Raw genomic sequence first — 15,701 nt, 5'->3', positions numbered from 1 at the left:
GATGGGCATTCATCAATATTTTCAAAGTTTATCTGATTTAGAAAACATTTATCGTTGTCCCGGGAAATTTAAATATCAAGAGCACTCAGTGGCAGAACATTCATTTAAAGTGACACAAATCGCTCAGTTTTTTGGAAATGTGGAAGAGCAAGCAGGCAATGAAGTGGATTGGCGCTCACTATATGAGCGCGCATTAAATCACGACTACTCGGAGCTTTTTATTGGCGATATTAAAACACCCGTCAAATACGCCACAGCTGAACTCCGTGAAATGCTCTCTGAAGTGGAAGAAAGCATGACGCAAAATTTTATTGAGCGGGAAATACCAGAAGAATTTCAGCCGACTTATCGCCATCTTTTAAAAGAAGGTAAAGATATGACGCTTGAAGGGAAAATTTTAGCCATTTCAGATAAAGTTGACTTGTTGTACGAATCATTTGGCGAAATTCGTAAAGGCAACCCAGAAAATATTTTTGTTGAAATTTATAGTGAAGCACTCGCAACAATTTATGAGTATCGTGATATGGAAAGTGTGAAATATTTCTTGCGTGAAATTTTACCAGACATGCTTGGTGAAAAAGGCATTCGCAAAACGGACTTGCCAGAACTTACGGCTGAAATAACAACAAAAGCGCTTCAAGATGGACAAAACTAGCGAAATGGTGAGAGGAAGATGAACGATGCTGGACCAAATTTTATCGGCAATTTTCTTCCCGGGCGTACTTGTCATTATTTTTGCGCGTGTCACGTTAAATCGTTTTGTGGCGTTGATTTTAATGGTGGGACTCATTGCTGCTAGCGCCAAACTTGGTTACACGGATACGTGGTGGCTTATTATAATTGATGCTTTTTCCATGACAGTGGGGTTTATGGTAGCAACAAATATGTTGAAACGTATTCGCCGCCGAGAGGAAGCACATAAATAGGTAAATATGCGATAAAGTGGTAAAATAGAAAAAGAAGGACGTAATCAAAATGATTGCGTTCTTTCTGTTTTACAAAAACAACCGAACGTATTTTCGGTTTTTGCTAGGATATAATTGTGCTTTATGGTAAAATAGAAGAGCTGAAAGTGGAGAAAAAAATGAAGCAGGAATGGGGGACTCACATTGACCGATAAATTTGAACTCGTCTCAGAATATCAACCATCTGGAGATCAACCGCGCGCAATTGAGCAATTAGTTGCTGGCTTAAATAGCGGCCTAAAACACCAAACTTTGCTTGGGGCAACCGGAACAGGGAAAACGTTCACGGTGTCCAACGTGATTCAAGAAGTCAATAAACCGACGCTGATTATGGCGCATAATAAAACGCTAGCTGGACAACTTTATAGTGAGTTTAAGGAATTTTTTCCAAACAATGCGGTGGAATATTTTGTTAGTTACTACGATTATTATCAACCGGAAGCTTACGTCCCGCAAAGTGATACGTATATTGAAAAAGATGCTAGCATTAATGACGAAATCGATAAATTACGCCATTCTGCGACTGCTTCATTACTCGAGAGACGCGATGTGATTATTATTGCCAGCGTATCGTGTATTTATGGTTTAGGTGCACCAGAAGAATACCGGGAATTAGTTGTGTCGCTACGTCCAGGTATGGAAATCAGTCGCGATGTTTTATTACGCCGCTTGGTGGATATTCAATATGACCGCAATGACATCGATTTTCAGCGCGGACGTTTTCGTGTTCGCGGCGATGTGGTTGAAATTTTTCCAGCGTCGCGTGACGAGCATTGTATTCGCGTTGAATTTTTTGGTGATGAAATCGAGCGAATCCGCGAAGTAGACGCACTCACGGGAGAAATTACAGGTGAGCGGGAACACATTTCAATTTTTCCAGCATCTCACTTCGTTACCCGCCAAGATACGCTCAAAAAAGCAATTGGAAACATTAAAATCGAACTCGAAGAACGTTTAAAAATATTACGTGCGGATAATAAACTTTTAGAAGCGCAACGCTTAGAACAAAGAACAAACTATGATATTGAAATGATGGAAGAAATGGGCTATTGCTCAGGAATTGAGAACTATTCAAGGCATTTGGCACATCGCCCAGCAGGCTCGACGCCGTATACGCTACTTGATTATTTCCCTGATGACTTCCAAATTGTTATCGATGAGTCGCACGTAACCATGCCGCAAATCCGCGGAATGTACAACGGTGACCAGGCACGGAAGCAGATGCTTGTTGACCACGGGTTTCGTTTGCCATCAGCCCTCGATAACCGCCCGCTACGCTTAGAAGAGTTCGAGAAACACATCAATCAGATTATGTTTATTTCTGCAACTCCAGGCCCGTACGAACTCGAGAAAAATCCAGATGTTATCGAGCAAATCATTCGGCCAACAGGACTGCTTGACCCTGTTGTTGAAATTAGACCGATTGAAGGGCAGATCGATGATTTAATGGACGAAATTAATGAGCGCACAGAAAAAGATGAACGCGTACTCGTAACAACACTGACCAAGAAGATGGCGGAAGATTTAACGGACTATCTAAAAGAAGCCGGCATCAAAGTGCAATACCTCCACTCGGAAGTGAAGACGCTCGAGCGGATTGAAATCATCCGCGATTTACGCCTTGGCGTGTTTGACGTCCTAGTCGGAATCAACTTACTTCGTGAAGGAATAGATTTGCCAGAAGTTTCCCTTGTTGCAATTTTAGATGCGGATAAAGAAGGCTTCTTGCGATCAGAACGCTCGCTTATTCAAACGATGGGTCGTGCGGCGCGTAATGAACACGGAAAAGTTATTATGTACGCCGATAAAATTACCGATTCAATGCGCGTTTCAATGGAAGAAACCGAACGTCGTCGTCATATTCAAGAAGCGTACAATGAAGAACACGGCATTACGCCGAAAACGATTCGCAAAGAAATTCGCGGCGTAATTGCGGCAACTACTGCTGTAGAAGGTGAAGAAGAGGCACGTCCAGATTTAAGTAAACTAACAAAACAAGAGCGCGGACAGCTTATTGAAGATATGGAACACGAAATGAAGGCGGCGGCTAAAGCGCTTGACTTTGAACGTGCAGCGGAACTTCGTGATGCATTACTCGAATTAAAGGCGGAAGGATGAAACGAATTTGAATAAAGATAAAATTATCATTCAAGGGGCAAGAGCCCATAACTTAAAAAATATCGACGTTGAAATCCCGCGTGACAAACTGGTCGTCATGACGGGGCTGTCTGGATCGGGGAAGTCTTCCCTAGCTTTTGATACAGTCTATGCGGAAGGTCAGCGTCGTTACGTGGAGTCGCTATCAGCTTATGCACGCCAGTTTTTAGGCCAAATGGATAAGCCAGATGTAGATTTAATCGAAGGGCTCAGCCCAGCTATTTCCATCGACCAAAAAACGACAAGTCGAAATCCACGTTCCACAGTCGGAACCGTAACGGAAATTCATGACTATTTAAGATTGCTTTATGCACGTGTTGGGCACCCAATTTGTCCGAACCACGGCATCGAAATTACATCACAAACCATTGAGCAGATGGTGGAGCGCGTTTTAGAATACCCTGAAAAGACACGCCTGCAAGTGATGGCACCCATTGTTTCTGGCAAAAAAGGCACACATAAAAAAACGCTTGAAGAAGTCAAAAAACAAGGTTACGTGCGCATTCGTGTTGATGGAGAAATCTATGATATTAACGACGAGATTACAATTGAAAAAAACAAAAAGCATTCTATTGAAATCATCGTTGACCGAATTGTTATTAAAGAAGGCATTCAGTCGCGCTTGTACGATTCGCTGGAATCCGCACTTCGATTAGCGGACGGCTATGCGGTTGTTGATGTTATGGGCGAAAAAGAACTACTATTTAGCGAACATTATGCCTGCCCGTATTGTGGCTTCACAGTTGGGGAACTAGAGCCGCGCATGTTTTCTTTTAACAGTCCATTTGGCGCGTGTCCGACATGTGATGGTTTAGGTACGAAACTAGAGGTGGACGTTGAAACGGTCATTCCAGATACTTCGCTTTCTTTAAAGGACGGAGCAATTGTTCCGTGGCGTCCAATTAGTTCGCAGTATTATCCGCAAATGCTGGAATCGGCATGTAAGGAATTCGGGATTGATATGAAGAAGCCGTTTGAAAAGCTATCGAAAGAAGAACAAAATATCGTTTTAAATGGTTCGGGTGACCAAGAATTCTTCTTTAAATACCAAAATGATTTTGGAATGACAAGAGAAACATGGATGCCATTTGAAGGGATTTTACCGAACGTGGAAAGGCGTTACCGGGAAACAAATTCGGACTTTACGCGTGAACAGATGGCGCAATATATGACGGACTTACCGTGTCCAACTTGCCATGGTTACCGTTTGAAGGAAGAAGCACGAGCAGTGAAAATTGATGGCAAACATCTAGGCGAAATCAGCCATTTTTCTGTGACGGAAGGCCTGGAATTCTTTTCAGAGCTGGCTCTTTCAGAAAAGGAAAGTCAAATTGCGGCTCCAATTTTAAAAGAAGTACGGAGTCGTCTAGGCTTTTTAAATAATGTAGGTTTAAATTATTTAACGCTTAGTCGGGCGGCTGGAACGCTTTCGGGCGGGGAGGCACAACGAATTCGACTAGCGACACAAATTGGTTCCCGCTTGACGGGTGTGCTGTACATTTTAGATGAGCCGTCCATTGGCTTGCACCAGCGCGATAATGACCGTCTAGTTGAAACGTTGCAAAATATGCGTGACATTGGGAATACGCTTATTGTCGTGGAACATGATGAAGATACGATGATGGCCGCGGATTATTTAATTGATATTGGACCTGGTGCTGGCGAACATGGCGGTCAAATTGTGTCTGCTGGGACGCCGGAAGAGGTTGCGAAAGATAAAAATTCCATAACTGGCCAATATCTTTCGGGAGAAAAATTTATTCCAGTACCAAGTTCACGCCGAGATGGAAATGGCAATAAAATCGAAATTGTTGGTGCGAAGGCGAACAATTTGAAAAATGTCAGTGCGGATATCCCACTTGGAACATTCACATGTGTGACGGGCGTTTCAGGTTCTGGAAAAAGCTCGCTTGTAAATGAAGTATTACGAAAAGCGCTGTCGCGCAAGTTAAACCGGGCGAATGCGAAACCGGGCGCGCATAAGGAGATTAAAGGGACGGAACACTTGGAGAAAATTATTGATATTGACCAGTCCCCAATTGGGCGGACGCCCCGCTCGAATCCGGCGACTTATACGGGCGCATTCGATGACATTCGCGACTTATTTGCCTCTACGAATGTGGCGAAAGTACGCGGATACAAAAAAGGTCGTTTTAGCTTTAATGTAAAAGGTGGTCGTTGTGAAGCTTGTAAAGGTGATGGCATCATCAAAATTGAGATGCACTTTTTGCCAGATGTCTATGTGCCGTGTGAAGTTTGCGGCGGGAAGCGCTACAACGGCGAAACGTTAGATATTCGCTACAAAGGGAAAAATATCGCGGAAGTTTTAGAGATGACGGTTGAAGAAGGCTTGGCATTCTTTAAAAATCAACCTAAAATTGCGCGCAAATTGCAGACGATCGTCGACGTTGGTTTAGGCTATATCCGTCTTGGGCAACCAGCCACGACTTTATCAGGCGGTGAAGCACAGCGGGTTAAACTTGCCTCTGAGCTCCATAAGCGGAGTAACGGTAAATCATTCTATATTTTAGATGAGCCAACAACTGGTTTGCATGCCGATGATATTAGTCGACTTTTAAAAGTGCTACAGCGCTTAGTTGATGAAAATGGCGATACCGTTTTAGTTATCGAACACAATTTGGACGTCATTAAGCAAGCGGACTATTTGATTGATCTTGGTCCGGAAGGCGGCGATGGTGGCGGTCAAATTATTGCGACGGGAACACCTGAAAAAGTGGCACGTTCGAAAAAATCGTATACGGGTAAATATTTGAAACGGGTTCTTGAACGCGATAAAAAGCGAACGAAAAACCGGATTGAAAGTGCCCAGAAATAAAACTTAAAAGCCTGATTGGGAGGGAGACTTCTCATCAGGCTTTTCCTTTTCCCCAAAAGTCTAAAGAAAGAATCGTTCTTAAGTTGTATGACAGATGACGAGGAATCCTTCATAATGAACATATAGTTAAAAGACCTATGAATTTAATGACTTTACTTACAATATATTTTTTAGGAGGAACTGGAATGGAAAACGAACGTAAACGCATTTTAGAACTCGTGAAACAAGGTGTTATCTCAACGGAAGAAGCGCTAACGCTACTTGAAAATATTTCGAAAAAAGAAGGCAAATCAGCAGCCTCTGAAAATATTCGTCAAGCTGCGCGCAGAACTTCTTATGAGGAAGCTTTTGAGAACGAGGAAGAAGAACAAGGTTATGACTACTCGCAAGGCTGGAATACAGCCGGTAATCCGTATCGCGGAGGAGAAGCGAAGAAACCGCGTAGAGAACGTCCAGAGCAAAGAGCAAAAGATGAGGAACGTGCTCGTATTGAAAAGGAAAAACGCGAAGAATCAATGAAAAATGTGATGAACGATTTATCGCAAGCTGGTGAAAAAATTGGTTCATTCCTAAGCAGTGCTTTCAATCAAGTGAAAGATATGCCGTTTCCATTTTTAACATCAACAAAAATTGAACGCGAATTTGTTTATCATGATACAACACTTTCGATTTTAGAATTTGAAGTGGCAAATGGAAACATTGAATTTAAACCGTCCGATAATGATGATATTCGCGTCCATGCGATGATTAAACTATTTAAAGAATACCCAGAAGAAGAAGCAATGAAAATCTTCTTTGACCGCACAACGCTTCGTGTCGATGAAGAAACGCTTCGCTTTGAATCTAAATCCAAGCAAATCGTAACGAATTTAACAGTATACTTGCCACGTCGTGAATATGATTATGTGTCAGTGAAAATTTTAAATGGTAATTTCCACATTGATGAACTAACTGGCCGTGACTTGTTTGCGAAAACAACAAATGGGAACATTAGTGTCGGTACAATCCAAGCGACATTGACAGAAATCGAGTCGATTAACGGTAATGTGCGCGTGCAAAACGGAAACGTGCGCGATGTTTCACTTAAAACCTTTAATGGCAATGTTTCAGTAAAAGGTAGTTTCTACTCAACCAATTTAATGACCAAAAATGGGAATGTCAATTATCACTTACAAAATGAAGAAGCGGCATTCTTAAAAGCAAAAACTGGTGCAGGGAACCTAGAAATTACTGTGCCGAGAGAACTCGGATTAGACGGGCGCCTTCATACGAACCTCGGTAAATTATTATTAGATGTGAAAGATGCGAAAGTGTTGGATTCAAAATCTGAATCTGTAAGTAAAACGATGGTCTTCACGAAACCTGCTGCAGGTGATACACTTAAACTTGAGGCGGAAGCTACAACAGGTAGTGTCAAAATTCGTGAATCTAAGTGAAACGTGTAAAATAAAACGGAACTCAGAGTCTTCGCTTGGCGAAGACTCTTGAAAGGAAGCGCATAGTATGGACAAAAAACTAAGAAGATCTCGTGTTGATCGTAAAATCGGCGGTGTTTTTGGTGGTATTTCTGAATACACTGGTATTGATGCAACGATTCTACGTTTGATTTTCATTGTTGTCGCTGTTTTTACGATGAAAACGGGTATCGCAATTATTGCCTATATCATTGCCCTGTTTGTGATTCCTTCTGAAAATATGACGACGGAAGAAGTGCTTGATCATCATCGTAAACGTATTGATGAGAGAAAACGTCGTATGGAAGCGCGTAGAAATAGGCAGTATGACAGAAGAAAACACCACCACGAAGCGCATATGAATCATAAAATGCATCACGAAAAAGTAAGCATGCAACATGCGGAAAGAAATCATTCAGGAAGTCGACCAAGGCCGTCCCGTGAATTCAGCTTTGATGCTACAACATTTAGAGGGTTGAAAGTTCAAGTTGCAACCGGTGATGTGACGCTTCGTGTTTGGGAAAAGGATGACTTAAAAGTGCGCGTTGTACTAGCTGTGCATGAGAAAGCACGCTCCATTCGTCAATTAAGCGAAGACAAATTGTGGGACTATTTTTTCAGTCAAACCATGCTTGAAATTACGCCAGAACAATTTACATTTGAATCTAAGAATGATGTATTAAAAACAGATGTTGTGCTAACAGTGCCAAAACGGCTTTATGAACAAATGAAAATTCAGTTACTTAACGGAAACTTGAAATTTGATGATGTGTCTGTTGAAGATAGTATTTTAAAAGTGCGCCATGGCGACGTGAGATCTGCTGGGGCGAGTGGGAAGTTTTTAAGTGCCGAAGTAACGGACGGAGAAATTTTCTTTAAACGCGCCGATGTTGAAAATGTAGATTTGGCAACGCAAAAAGGTGATGTTTCGATTGCTGGAAACTTGCTTACAACGGTTGCTAAAACGGCTAATGGTGACGTGGATTATACAGTTTACAATGATACAGCCACGGCGGCTGATTTAAAGGCACCAAATGGAGATATTCGCATCCAAATTCCCGCATCGTGGAATGTGGACGGAACGCTTGGGACTAGACGTGAGAAGATTTATTTCGATTTGAAGAATGCAAAAGTTTGGGACAACTCGAATCAGACGTTTGTCTTTACGCAAAATGCGGAAGAGATTAGCACGGGAACAATTCAGGCGAATGTAAACACGGGTATTATTAAAGTAACAGAGCTTGAACAGCAAGAAGCAAAATAAGGAAAATAGTTTTAATCAGGAGGGAAAGTAAATGAAAAAGTTAACGAAATCTAACAACCAAAAAATGTTGGCTGGTGTATGTGGTGGTTTTGCAGAATACTTTGGTGTTGAAGTAACGTGGATTCGCCTAGCTTGGGCGGTTATCTCATTGTTCGCTGGTACAGGAATTCTACTCTATATTATTGCAGCGATTGTTATGCCGAAAGCTCCAAGTACAGAGTGGGAGTGATAGATTTTGCGTTTTATAATAGGTGTTTTAATTAATGCAGTACTGTTTGTAGCGTTATCGGGCTTCTTTTCTAGTTTTCACGTAGATGGTTTTACTACGGCGATACTGGCGAGCTTTATTCTAGCAATTTTGAATATGCTCATTCGACCGATTTTGCTACTGCTGACGTTGCCGATTAATATTTTAACGCTTGGCTTATTTACTTTTGTAGTCAATGCGCTCATGTTGGAACTGACAACGTACTTTATGGGAAGTTCTTTCAATATTGACGGTTTTGGAACAGCCCTTATTTTAGCGGCTATTATGGCTTTTGCCAATATGATTATTAATTCGGTTCTTTTTGACAATAAGAATCGGCGATAAGTTATGAGCAGTCGCTCATAACTTTTTGTTTGCGCTATTCGAATCTGGTGATCCATGGTAAAATAAAAGAAAAACCGTAGTGGAGGGACTTACATGACAAAAAGCGTGACGGTAAAGGAGTTAGTGGAGCGGCTTAACTTGCAGCTGATTTGCGGCGAAGAAGGTTTAGAGCGGCCCATTTCAACGAGTGATTTATCAAGACCAGGTCTTGAATTAACTGGTTTCTTTTCTTATTATCCAGAGGACCGTGTGCAACTTTTCGGCATGACGGAAATTTCGTTTTCGGAAGGAATGGAGCCTAGTGAGCGGTTAAAGCGTTATAAGCAAATGTGCACGAAGCGAACGCCGGCTTTTGTTGTTTCGAGGAATTTAGAAACACCGAAAGAGCTAATTCAGGCGGCTAGCGAGGCTGGAATCCCGGTGCTCCGTTCGAGACTCAAAACGACGCGTCTTTCTGTTTATATAACGAACTTTTTGGAAAGTAAATTGGCGCCAGTTATTTCGATGCACGGGGTGCTTGTAGATATTTATGGCCTTGGGGTTTTAATTACCGGTAGTAGTGGCGTTGGGAAAAGTGAAACTGCGCTTGAACTGGTGAAACGCGGTCACCGGTTAGTTGCCGACGATAATGTTGAAATCCGCCAAGAAGATGAACTATCCTTAATTGGCTCTTCGCCAGCAATTATTGAGCATTTGCTTGAAATTCGCGGTCTCGGAATTATTAACGTGATGACGCTCTTCGGGGCAGGGGCAGTTCGGTCAAGCAAGAAAATTACGCTTGTTGTGCACCTTGAAAATTGGGATCCAACGAAACATTACGACCGAGTGGGACTTGACGAGGAAAAAACGCGCATTTTCGATATGGACGTTCCTAAAATCACCGTTCCGGTTCGCCCAGGCCGAAATTTATCTGTCATCATTGAGGTGGCGGCAATGAATTTCCGCTTGAAAAATATGGGATATAATGCAGCGGAACGTTTCACAAGTGACTTAAACAATTTGATTAGCCAAAATAGCATGAACGATTAACGAAGGAGGCTTGGCAATTTGGTCAAGCTTCTTTCTTTTTTGTGCGAGAAAAGGTAAAATTGAATAGTGAAAATGAAGAAAAGAAAGTAGGTTCGGAATGGAAAATCAAATTACACCGCTTGATCCGGTGGCAATTCAACTTGGTAACTTCTCCATTAAATGGTACGGCATTATTATTGCGCTAGGTGTGGTTGTAGCGCTACTTTTGGCACTAAGAGAGGCGACTAAACGCCGTTTTGATAAAGAGTTGTTTGTGGACTTATTAATTTGGGCAATTCCGATTTCAATTATTTGTGCCCGCATTTATTACGTTATTTTCCAATGGGATTTCTATAAAGATAATCCAAGCGAAATCATTAAAATTTGGCACGGTGGGATTGCAATTTACGGGGCGCTTATTGGGGCGGTCGGTACGGCTATCATATTCTCGCGTATCAAGAAAATCTCCTTTTTCCAACTAGCGGATATTGCAGCTCCAAGTTTACTGATTGCGCAAGCGATTGGACGTTGGGGAAATTTTATGAACCAGGAGGCACACGGGGCGGAAACGACGCGTAGTTTCTTGGAAAGCTTGCATCTGCCAGACTTTATCATCAATCAGATGTACATAGACGGCGCTTATTATCAACCCACTTTTCTTTATGAAAGTTTATGGAATGTGCTTGGGTTTGTTGTACTCCTTGTTTTACGCCGGACGAAGATTCGCCGCGGAGAGCTGTTTTTGGGTTACGTAATTTGGTATTCATTTGGTCGTTTCTTTATTGAAGGAATGCGTACGGATAGCCTGATGTGGGGCGACATGAGAGTATCACAAGTACTGGCTGTAATTTTAATTGTAGTGTCAATTGGCATGATTATTTATAGACGAATCAAACTAAATCCACCTTATTATTTAGCGGACAAATACGGGGAAGTGCCAAAAAAATAAGCTTTGCTTCGGCAAGGAAAGGTTGAAAGTATGACGAAAAAGATTACGACTTTGCTTTTTGACTTGGATGGAACCTTGATCAATACGAATGAACTCATCATCGAAACGTTTAAGAAAACCTTGGCGGAATTTTTACCAGAAAGAAGCTTTTCAAGAGAGGAAATTTTGCAATTTATCGGTCCGCCGCTTACGGAAACTTTTGCAAGCTTAGCGCCAGAACGAGTGGACGAAATGATTGCGTATTATCGCGAGTTTAATATTGCGCACCATGACGATCTCATCTTAGAGTATGACGGTGTTTACGAGGCAATTCGCGCGCTTTATGAGGAAGATTACAAGCTTGCGGTCGTTTCCACGAAAATGTACGATGTCATCATGAAAGGTCTGAAACTCACTGGCCTCGATAAATATTTTCAGGTCGTCATCGGGCTCGACCAAGTGAAAGTGGCGAAACCTGACCCGGAAGGAATTGAAATGGCGCTTGCGCTGCTAAGTTCAGAGGCAGACGAGGCGATTATGGTTGGCGATAATTTCCACGATATTCACGCGGGGAAAAACGCGGGTACGAAGACGGCGGCCGTTTCATGGTGCATTAAAGGTCCGGATTACTTGACGCAATTTGAGCCAGACTACATGTTAAAAACGATGGGCGATCTACTTGAGATTGTCCGTACCGAGGCCTGATATGCGAAACTACAAGCGTTACGAGCCGAAAGTTGCGAACGAAAACCCGCTCAACCACGTTTACAAGACGGTTCCGTTTTGGCGCACCTTTAAAAACACTGTGGTTATCGAATTTGCGCGCTACTTCCCGTGGATGGGTGGCAAACGCAATTTGTATCGCAAACTGTTAGGCATGAAGGTTGGCGACAAAACGGCAATTGCGTTTAAAGTGACCTTTGATTTATTTTTCCCAGAAAAGATTACGATTGGTAAAAATTCAGTTATTGGCTATCAAACGACGATTTTGACCCACGAATATTTAGTGCATGAATACCGCGTGGGCGCTGTTTCGATTGGCGATAATGTCATGATTGGTGCGGGCGTCATTATTTTACCGGGCGTCCAAATCGGCGACCGTGCTGTGATTGGCGCCGGTGCAGTCGTTTCGAAAGATATTCCAGCGGGTAGCGTGGCATTTGGTAATCCGATTGTGATTAGAGAAAAATCCGATTCTTAAGCGAGAATGGGATTTTTTGCTGTATTGACGGAAACGCGAACTATGATATACTAAATAAACGAAATGGAGGGGAGAAATAATGGCAGAAAAACGGTTTCGGGAACCGAAAGTGATTCACTTTCTCCCAAACGGACAATTTTATTTTGAACGAGGCATTGTGGCTTTTCGCGAGGAGAAGATGACGGAAGCGATAGGCTATTTGGAGCGCGCGCGTGATTTAGAGCCTTTTGAGCCGGTCATCATTTGTCAGCTGGCGATTTGTTATACGGAAATTGGGCAATTTCATAAGTCGAATCAACTTTTGCGTTACGTTTTAGAAAATTTGGATGGAAATATGTATTATTGTTATTACTTTATTGCGAACAATTTTGCTTATTTGAAGGACTTTAAACGGGCGCTTCAGTATGCTAAGCGGTATGTGGCGGAGGACCCAGAAGGCGAATATGTGGAAGAGGCGAACGATTTAATGGACGTTTTACTTGAAGAAACGCCAATCGGGCAAAATCTTGAAAATAAATTTATTAAAGTGGAACAGGAATTTTATGAATATAAAAAGGAAATCAACCGCTATTTGGCGGAGGAAGATAGTGTTTCGGCTTGTCGCGTTTTAGAGCGAGTTATTGATGAGAAACCGAACTTTTGGCCGGCTTACAACCAACTGGCGGCACTTTATTTTGAGCAGCTTCGCGAGGAGGAAGGACTTAAAGTTTTGTACGATTTACTAGAACGGTCAAGCGGCAATTTGTTAGGGCGCATTGATTTGTTTATGTATCATTACTTCAAGGCGAATGAAGAAGAAGTTCAGCAACTTTACGCAGAGCTTACGAAAATTGTGCCGATTTTGACGCATCACCGGGAACGGTTAGGCTACGTACATGCTATGATGGGGGCGTATAAGACGGCGGACGATTTTCTGGGCGATATTGTTGATTTAGAGGTAACCGAACGACCGAAGTTTTATTATTACCGGGCAAAAACCGCTTTTTATTTAGGTAATATTGAATTTGCGCATGAAATGTGGGCGCAATTTTTAAACTGTGACGTATATGAAAAAGAAGATTTTCCGTTTGATGAAGCGGCAAATGATTTTGCGGCGCATGTACCAAACGTTTTGCAACTTCTGGCATCGAAAGAGCGTACGCTGCACTATCTAGGCGTTTATGCGCTCTCAATTTCACCTGCGCGCGCGGAACTTGTGCTTTTTCACCCGCTGTTTGAAATGACGAATTGGACGTACGAGGAGCACCTCGTTTTCACGCAATTTGTCTTTCTCGCAGAAGGCATTCCCGAGCAAAATAGTCGCTATATGGTAGAACTTTTCGAAGAACTAAGACGCAAAAACCTACCTCTTTCGGATGAAAACTTAGCGCTTTATATGCAAGTTGTAAAAACGGTTTGGCAGATTACTGAAAAACAAATCCTCTTACCTGAGTACGAGAAGAAAGCTGTTTTATCGAGCTTCGTCACCCGTTTTGGCAGTCCAGCGCAAATTAAACAAGCGGCTTTAGACCAAAAAATACAAGATATTGATTTATTCAAGTAGTGTGAGCATATATATAGACGAACTTACTGTTTCGTATTAAGCTAGGTGTAGACTTTAAAGAGCGACCTTAGGAGGATGTAAAATGGTAAGTGAAGAAAAAATTTATGATGTAATTATCATCGGAGCTGGGCCTGCTGGCATGACGGCAGCGCTTTATACTTCCCGTGCTGATTTAGATACATTAATGATAGAACGTGGCGTGCCTGGTGGGCAAATGGTGAACACGGCGGATGTGGAAAACTACCCGGGTTTTGATAGCATTTTAGGTCCAGATTTATCGGATAAAATGTTTGCAGGCGCGAAGCAATTTGGCGCGGAATATGCGTATGGTGACATTAAAGGGATTGAAGATTTTAAAGCATATAAACTGGTGACGGCTGGTTCGAAAAGCTATAAAGCGCGTGCGGTCATTATTGCGACTGGTGCCGAACATCGTAAACTTGGTGTAACGGGCGAAGACGAGTTAAGCGGCCGCGGCGTATCGTATTGTGCGGTTTGTGACGGAGCGTTTTTCAAAAATCGTGATTTAGTCGTTGTTGGCGGCGGCGATTCGGCAGTTGAAGAAGGCACTTACTTGACGCGTTATGCAGATAAAGTGACCATCGTGCATCGCCGTGACAAATTGCGCGCACAACAAATTCTGCAAGATCGCGCGTTTAAAAATGAAAAAGTGGATTTTGTGTGGGATTCCACAGTGGAAGAAATTGTTGGCGACGACAAAAAAGTAACTGGCGTACGTTTAGTGTCCACAAAAGATGGCTCTAAACATGATTTAGAAGCTGATGGCGTATTCATTTATGTCGGCCTTGTCCCGCTAACAAGCGCGTTCAACGACCTCGGCATTACCGACGATGAAGGTTACATTCGTACGAACGAAGAAATGGAAACGAGTATTCCGGGCATTTTCGCTGCTGGAGATGTTCGCGCAAAAAGCTTACGCCAAATTGTAACGGCAACCGGTGACGGCGGCCTAGCTGGACAAAACGCACAAAAATTTGTAGAAGAATTAAAAGAATCGCTTGAAGCGGTGAGTGAATAAGGTTAAAAGACTGCCAATTGTAGGCAGTCTTTTTTTCTTGCAACTTCCTTAAATAGTTTGAAAATTAATACTTTTAGTGTGGGTTTTATTCTCTGGAATGTGCTACTATTTAATTGGGCGTGGATGGGTATATTATATCTAGGACATTAATTTTTATTTTTTGGCTGTACTTACTTGTAAAAATATTTGAATTTATTTCTAGTGATAAAAAATAAATGAACTAAAAATTTTATGTAAAATCTTTTTTTAAAGAACGAAAGGATGTCGTTTTAATGAAAAAAATTGCTGTTGTTACTATCGATGTGACTAAGGTTAAGGCTGCGGGCGGAAAAGAGGTCGCTTTTACGGTGCAGAATGAGGCGACGGAACAATGGGCTGAGGCGCATCAAGAATTCGATGTCAATCTTATTCGTATTCCCTGGTATGTGAAGACGGGCGACGCGCTTGTAAACTTCTTTGTGCGGAAAGTTTTGAAGATAAAAGACGTACCGGAATATGAAAATATGTTGCAATTCGTTTATTTCTCGCATATGAGCGCTTTTTATTTATCGAATGCGGAATTTGATGAGATTGTTTTTGAAAATCATGATCTGTTAGTTAAAACGTTGCCGCAATGTGAAAATGAAGCGCGGTACCGGGAAATTTCGACCGTGATGGAATGATGCGGGGTCCCCTTTTTTTGAGGGGGTTTTTTATTTAGGGGTGACGATTGCT

Annotated in this window: 15 protein-coding genes; all 15 read left to right on the top strand. The window is 42.2% G+C overall.

Annotated features, from left to right (window positions below; all coding sequences use genetic code 11):
* The first annotated feature begins 1 nt into the window (after nucleotide 1).
* The gene (locus CFT42_RS06770; RefSeq protein ID WP_088809751.1) at nucleotides 2-655 is read left to right on the top strand and encodes an HD domain-containing protein; all 654 of its coding nucleotides are present in this window, start codon (nucleotides 2-4) and stop codon (nucleotides 653-655) included.
* A 28-nt stretch (nucleotides 656-683) separates the two neighbouring features.
* Entirely contained in the window at nucleotides 684-926 is a 243-nt protein-coding gene (locus tag CFT42_RS06765; RefSeq protein WP_244169940.1) for a CsbA family protein, read from the top strand.
* Between the two features lie 183 nt (nucleotides 927-1,109).
* On the top strand, nucleotides 1,110-3,083 hold the full coding sequence (gene uvrB / locus CFT42_RS06760; protein WP_088809753.1) for an excinuclease ABC subunit UvrB: 1,974 nt from the start codon (nucleotides 1,110-1,112) through the stop codon (nucleotides 3,081-3,083).
* A gap of 7 nt (nucleotides 3,084-3,090) precedes the next feature.
* Entirely contained in the window at nucleotides 3,091-5,958 is a 2,868-nt protein-coding gene (gene uvrA, locus CFT42_RS06755) for an excinuclease ABC subunit UvrA (protein WP_088815773.1), read from the top strand.
* 185 nt (nucleotides 5,959-6,143) lie between these two features.
* Nucleotides 6,144-7,394 carry a DUF4097 family beta strand repeat-containing protein gene (locus CFT42_RS06750; protein WP_088815772.1) on the top strand — a complete coding sequence of 417 codons (1,251 nt, stop codon included), beginning with the start codon at nucleotides 6,144-6,146 and terminating at the stop codon, nucleotides 7,392-7,394.
* Nucleotides 7,395-7,461: 67 nt separating this feature from the next.
* Nucleotides 7,462-8,676 (top strand): PspC domain-containing protein, encoded by a 1,215-nt coding sequence (locus tag CFT42_RS06745; protein WP_088815771.1) that lies wholly within the window; start codon nucleotides 7,462-7,464, stop codon nucleotides 8,674-8,676.
* Nucleotides 8,677-8,707: 31 nt separating this feature from the next.
* Nucleotides 8,708-8,905 (top strand): PspC domain-containing protein, encoded by a 198-nt coding sequence (locus CFT42_RS06740; RefSeq protein ID WP_088809757.1) that lies wholly within the window; start codon nucleotides 8,708-8,710, stop codon nucleotides 8,903-8,905.
* A gap of 6 nt (nucleotides 8,906-8,911) precedes the next feature.
* Nucleotides 8,912-9,268 (top strand): phage holin family protein, encoded by a 357-nt coding sequence (locus tag CFT42_RS06735; RefSeq protein WP_088809758.1) that lies wholly within the window; start codon nucleotides 8,912-8,914, stop codon nucleotides 9,266-9,268.
* 93 nt (nucleotides 9,269-9,361) lie between these two features.
* Nucleotides 9,362-10,297: an HPr(Ser) kinase/phosphatase gene (gene hprK / locus CFT42_RS06730; protein ID WP_088809759.1), complete on the top strand. Its 936-nt coding sequence runs from the start codon at nucleotides 9,362-9,364 to the stop codon at nucleotides 10,295-10,297.
* Nucleotides 10,298-10,394: 97 nt separating this feature from the next.
* Nucleotides 10,395-11,225 carry a prolipoprotein diacylglyceryl transferase gene (gene lgt / locus CFT42_RS06725; protein ID WP_088815770.1) on the top strand — a complete coding sequence of 277 codons (831 nt, stop codon included), beginning with the start codon at nucleotides 10,395-10,397 and terminating at the stop codon, nucleotides 11,223-11,225.
* A 30-nt stretch (nucleotides 11,226-11,255) separates the two neighbouring features.
* Nucleotides 11,256-11,909, top strand: a complete 654-nt coding sequence (gene ppaX / locus CFT42_RS06720) for a pyrophosphatase PpaX (RefSeq protein ID WP_088809761.1) — start codon at nucleotides 11,256-11,258, stop codon at nucleotides 11,907-11,909.
* A gap of 1 nt (nucleotide 11,910) precedes the next feature.
* A complete protein-coding gene (locus CFT42_RS06715; RefSeq protein ID WP_088809762.1) occupies nucleotides 11,911-12,405 on the top strand; it encodes an acyltransferase in 495 nt (164 codons plus the stop codon).
* Nucleotides 12,406-12,484: 79 nt separating this feature from the next.
* Nucleotides 12,485-13,948, top strand: a complete 1,464-nt coding sequence (locus CFT42_RS06710; RefSeq protein ID WP_088815769.1) for a tetratricopeptide repeat protein — start codon at nucleotides 12,485-12,487, stop codon at nucleotides 13,946-13,948.
* 82 nt (nucleotides 13,949-14,030) lie between these two features.
* Nucleotides 14,031-14,987 (top strand): thioredoxin-disulfide reductase, encoded by a 957-nt coding sequence (trxB, locus tag CFT42_RS06705; protein ID WP_088809764.1) that lies wholly within the window; start codon nucleotides 14,031-14,033, stop codon nucleotides 14,985-14,987.
* Nucleotides 14,988-15,259: 272 nt separating this feature from the next.
* The gene (locus CFT42_RS06700) at nucleotides 15,260-15,649 is read left to right on the top strand and encodes a hypothetical protein (protein ID WP_088809765.1); all 390 of its coding nucleotides are present in this window, start codon (nucleotides 15,260-15,262) and stop codon (nucleotides 15,647-15,649) included.
* The last annotated feature ends 52 nt before the right edge of the window (nucleotides 15,650-15,701 follow it).

Origin of the sequence: Listeria goaensis (assembly GCF_900186125.1) — a bacterium.
In the GTDB taxonomy this organism is placed as follows: Bacteria; Bacillota; Bacilli; order Lactobacillales; family Listeriaceae; genus Listeria; species Listeria goaensis.
Note: the sequence above shows the minus strand (reverse complement) of the source record. Positions and strands in the feature narration are given on the sequence as shown.

Excerpts from the sequence above, each read along its gene's own strand:
- CFT42_RS06770 (WP_088809751.1), top strand. The coding sequence starts at position 2 with ATGGGCATTCATCAATATTTTCAAAGTTTATCTGATTTAGAAAACATT.
- CFT42_RS06750 (WP_088815772.1), top strand. The coding sequence starts at position 6,144 with ATGGAAAACGAACGTAAACGCATTTTAGAACTCGTGAAACAAGGTGTT.
- CFT42_RS06745 (WP_088815771.1), top strand. The coding sequence starts at position 7,462 with ATGGACAAAAAACTAAGAAGATCTCGTGTTGATCGTAAAATCGGCGGT.
- CFT42_RS06740 (WP_088809757.1), top strand. The coding sequence starts at position 8,708 with ATGAAAAAGTTAACGAAATCTAACAACCAAAAAATGTTGGCTGGTGTA.
- hprK (WP_088809759.1), top strand. The coding sequence starts at position 9,362 with ATGACAAAAAGCGTGACGGTAAAGGAGTTAGTGGAGCGGCTTAACTTG.
- lgt (WP_088815770.1), top strand. The coding sequence starts at position 10,395 with ATGGAAAATCAAATTACACCGCTTGATCCGGTGGCAATTCAACTTGGT.
- ppaX (WP_088809761.1), top strand. The coding sequence starts at position 11,256 with ATGACGAAAAAGATTACGACTTTGCTTTTTGACTTGGATGGAACCTTG.
- CFT42_RS06715 (WP_088809762.1), top strand. The coding sequence starts at position 11,911 with ATGCGAAACTACAAGCGTTACGAGCCGAAAGTTGCGAACGAAAACCCG.
- CFT42_RS06710 (WP_088815769.1), top strand. The coding sequence starts at position 12,485 with ATGGCAGAAAAACGGTTTCGGGAACCGAAAGTGATTCACTTTCTCCCA.
- trxB (WP_088809764.1), top strand. The coding sequence starts at position 14,031 with ATGGTAAGTGAAGAAAAAATTTATGATGTAATTATCATCGGAGCTGGG.
- CFT42_RS06700 (WP_088809765.1), top strand. The coding sequence starts at position 15,260 with ATGAAAAAAATTGCTGTTGTTACTATCGATGTGACTAAGGTTAAGGCT.